Genomic DNA, 3,297 nt, shown 5'->3' with positions numbered 1-3,297 from the left:
GGCGCGATGCGCCTCCTGGAGGCCGGCGTCGTCCGCACGAGCCCCAAGGACGCCCTCGCGGCCCGCCTCGCGGAAATCCGCACGGGCCTCGCGGCCGTGGTGGCCGAGTTTCGCCCCGATGCCGTCGCCGTCGAAGAACTCTACTCGCACTATAAGCACCCGCGGACGGCCATCCTGATGGGCCACGCGCGCGGCATTGTCTTTCTGGCGGCGGCGGAGGCGGGCGTCCCGGTCACCAGTTACGGCGCGACGCACATCAAGAAGGCCCTCGTGGGGAGCGGCCACGCCTCGAAGCACCAGGTCCAGCGGGCGATCCAGAGCCATTTCGGCCTCAAGAAGGCGCCGGAACCGGCGGACGTGGCCGACGCCCTGGCCGTCGCCCTTTGCCACGCCCACCGCGCCGCACGGTCCGCAATAAAAAGATGAACCGCAAAGGGCGCCAAGAACGCAAAGGACGACCGGAATCGGGGAACGGCATAACATTTGGATTCTTTGGAAAAACCCACTTTGTTTTTCTTTGCGCCCTTTGCGCCCTTTGCGGTTAAGATAGCGGCCGGATCGGACGGCCCATGATCGCACGCGTCTCGGGACAACTCGAAGAGGTCCGCGACGACCGGGTCCTCCTCTCGGCCGGGGCCCTCGCCTACGAAATCCTCGTCGCGCCGGTGACGGCCGACGACCTGAGGCCCCAAGTCGGCCGGCGCGTCACCCTCCACACCCTCGAGTACTTCGACGGCAACCCGGCCTACGGCCAGATGGTGCCGAGGCTCGTGGGGTTCCTCACGGAGACCGCGAAACGGTTCTTCGTCCGCTACGTGAGCGTCCAGGGCCTTGGCGTCGCGAAGGGCCTGAAGAGCCTCGTCGTGCCGGTGGGCGAGATCGCGGGGCGCATCGAATCGCGCGACGCGGCGCGCCTGGCGGAACTGCCGGGCATCGGCCGGCGGACGGCCGAGAAGATCATCGCGGAACTGGTCGGCAAACTGGACGAGTTCGCCCTGGCGGCCGCCGAGCGCGGGGTTGAAGTGCCCGAATCGAAGCGCGAGGCCGTCGCCGTGCTCCTGCAACTGGGCCTCGCGCGACCCGAAGCGATGGAGCGCGTGGACGCGGCCTTCGAGCGCCTCGGAAAAGAGGCAAGCGTCGAGCAATTGGTGCGCGAAGCGTTTCACCATGGAACCGCCGCCGCCGAAGGGTAGCCAAAATTCAAACGCAGAGGGCGCGGAGAACGCAGAGAACAGCAAGGATCGGGGGAACGGCCGACGGCAAAACAGTTAGCCGGAGAGTTTACTCGCCGTGATCTTGACTGCTTTTTCTCCGCGGTCTCTGCGTTCTCTGCGTTGAATACGCACCTGTTTCGAACGGGAAACGATGCCGCGTGAACGCCTGGTGAGTCCCGAGAGCCGCGGACCCGACGAGGAAGGGTTCTCGTGGAGCCTTCGGCCGAAGCGCCTCGCGGAGGTGGTCGGTCAAAGGAAACTCATCGAGAAACTCCTCATCGCCATTAAGGCCGCCAAGGGGCGCAAAGAGCCGCTCGAGCACGTCCTCCTCTACGGCCCGCCGGGCCTCGGGAAGACGACGCTCGCGCACGTCGTCGCGGCCGAGATGGGCGCGGGGATCAAAACGACCTCCGGGCCGGCGCTCACGCGGCCGGCGGACCTCGTGGGGATTCTGACGAACCTCGCCAGGGGCGACGTCCTTTTCATCGACGAGGTCCATCGCCTCGGGCCCGTGGTCGAAGAGTTCATCTACCCGGCGATGGAGGAGTTCCGGATCGACATCACGGTAGACCGTGGAAGTTTCGCGCGGACGATCAACGTGCCCTTGCAGCCGTTCACCCTGATCGGCGCGACGACGCGCGCGGGCTTTCTCTCGGCGCCGCTCAGGGAACGGTTCGGCCTCTACCACCATTTCGAGTTCTATCCGGAGGAGGACCTTCTGGAGATTGCGCGGCGGTCGGCGAAGTTGTTGGCTGTGCCGACCGAGCCGGACGCGCTCCGCGAGGTCGCCCGCCGCAGCCGGGGCACGCCGCGCGTCACCATCCGCCTGATGCGCCGGATGCGCGACTTTGCGCAGGTGAAAGGCGACGGGCGCGTGACGCCCGAGATCGCGCGCGATGCCCTCGCCATGGAGGCCGTGGACGAGAGGGGCCTCGACGACCTCGACCGCAAGTTTCTGCGGACGATCGTCGAGGTGTACGGCGGCGGGCCGGCGGGCATCGAGGCCATCGCCGCCACCTTGAACGAAGAAGTGGACACCCTGGTGGACATGGTCGAGCCGTATTTGCTGAAGATCGGTTTCGTCGGCCGGACGCGCCAGGGTCGCATCGCCACCGCCGACGCCTACAAGCACCTGGGCCTGAAAGCCCCGCCCACACCGAAGCGCAGCAAGAAAGCCGCCGGCGGTGAAGGGAACTTGTTCGACCCTACGGCATAGAGGCATCCGGCTTCGGAGCGTCCTGCCGCACTGCCGCGTCAGGCGATATCTCGCGCGACACCCTCAGGTTCCGCCCGTCCGGCAAGGCCACTCGGAATGTCACCCGGATCGCCTGAATATCCTGCAACTGACCTTCCCCTATCAGGCGTTTCAGAATCTCAGCAGCACCCGTGGTGATCACCTCGCCGGACTCAAACTTCCGCCATTCTGAGGGTCCGCCCCCTATGCCGAGGTGCCTGAAGCGGTTGCCCGGCTGATACCGTATATCAACTCCGCGCAAATCGGCTCGACAGACAACGCTGCCGGGCGTTATCTTTTTGAGAACAAGGCCGGTTCCGCCGGACAGAAACTCAACCGTGAAGTCCTCGTCGGTGACCTCTTGTTTCACGGCAGCCAGTTTCTCGCCGTCCGTCATGCCGGTCAGGAAAAGCGTCCGGGGATACTCGATAAAGATGCGGCGGCTGATCTCGTCCGCAAGGTCCGTTCCGGTCTTTTCGAGGCCCGCGCGGAGCGCCTTGCCGTCGTCCGAATCCGCCGGGACAGGAATCACCAGACTACCGTGGTCGTTCCGCGGAGACATCATGTAGGCCACGTCCAGCAGGGCCTCGCGGTTCTCGTCCTTGGCCACCAGTCGCAAAAAGTTCGGAAAACCCGGCCGATCGCAATCGAGGAAAACCAGCGGCGCGATACCGGGGATTCCATCGGGCACGTTCGTGCAGATCATCCGCCTCGGCTCGCCGCTCTCGGCGAACTCTCGAAGGCAATCGATCGCCCAGTCGAATCCGCGCGCCTCGCCCGCGAGGGCGGCCAGCCGGGCGGCTGCCAGGTGTTGATCCCTCTCCGCCATGCCATGCAGGCGCGAGGCGG

At 65.9% G+C, this 3,297-nt stretch carries 4 protein-coding genes; 3 read left to right on the top strand and 1 reads right to left on the bottom strand.

Going from position 1 to position 3,297, the window contains the following annotated elements; genetic code table 11:
- The 3 genes from NTX40_00500 to ruvB form a co-directional block, all read left to right on the top strand.
- Positions 1–426 (top strand): crossover junction endodeoxyribonuclease RuvC (locus NTX40_00500; GenBank protein MCX5647572.1); only part of this gene is annotated, 426 nt, incomplete at its 5' end.
- A 143-nt stretch (positions 427–569) separates the two neighbouring features.
- Complete coding sequence (locus tag NTX40_00495; protein ID MCX5647571.1) at positions 570–1,193, top strand: helix-hairpin-helix domain-containing protein; 624 nt, start codon at positions 570–572, stop codon at positions 1,191–1,193.
- 172 nt (positions 1,194–1,365) lie between these two features.
- Positions 1,366–2,430 carry a Holliday junction branch migration DNA helicase RuvB gene (gene ruvB, locus NTX40_00490; protein MCX5647570.1) on the top strand — a complete coding sequence of 355 codons (1,065 nt, stop codon included), beginning with the start codon at positions 1,366–1,368 and terminating at the stop codon, positions 2,428–2,430.
- Here ruvB and NTX40_00485 read toward each other — a convergent pair.
- The coding region (locus NTX40_00485) for a hypothetical protein (protein ID MCX5647569.1) at positions 2,420–3,297 on the bottom strand (878 nt) is incomplete at its 5' end. The genes ruvB and NTX40_00485 overlap by 11 nt on opposite strands.

It is taken from the genome of Planctomycetota bacterium, from assembly GCA_026387035.1.
Classification (GTDB): Bacteria; Planctomycetota; Phycisphaerae; order FEN-1346; family FEN-1346; genus JAPLMM01.
Note: the sequence above shows the minus strand (reverse complement) of the source record. Positions and strands in the feature narration are given on the sequence as shown.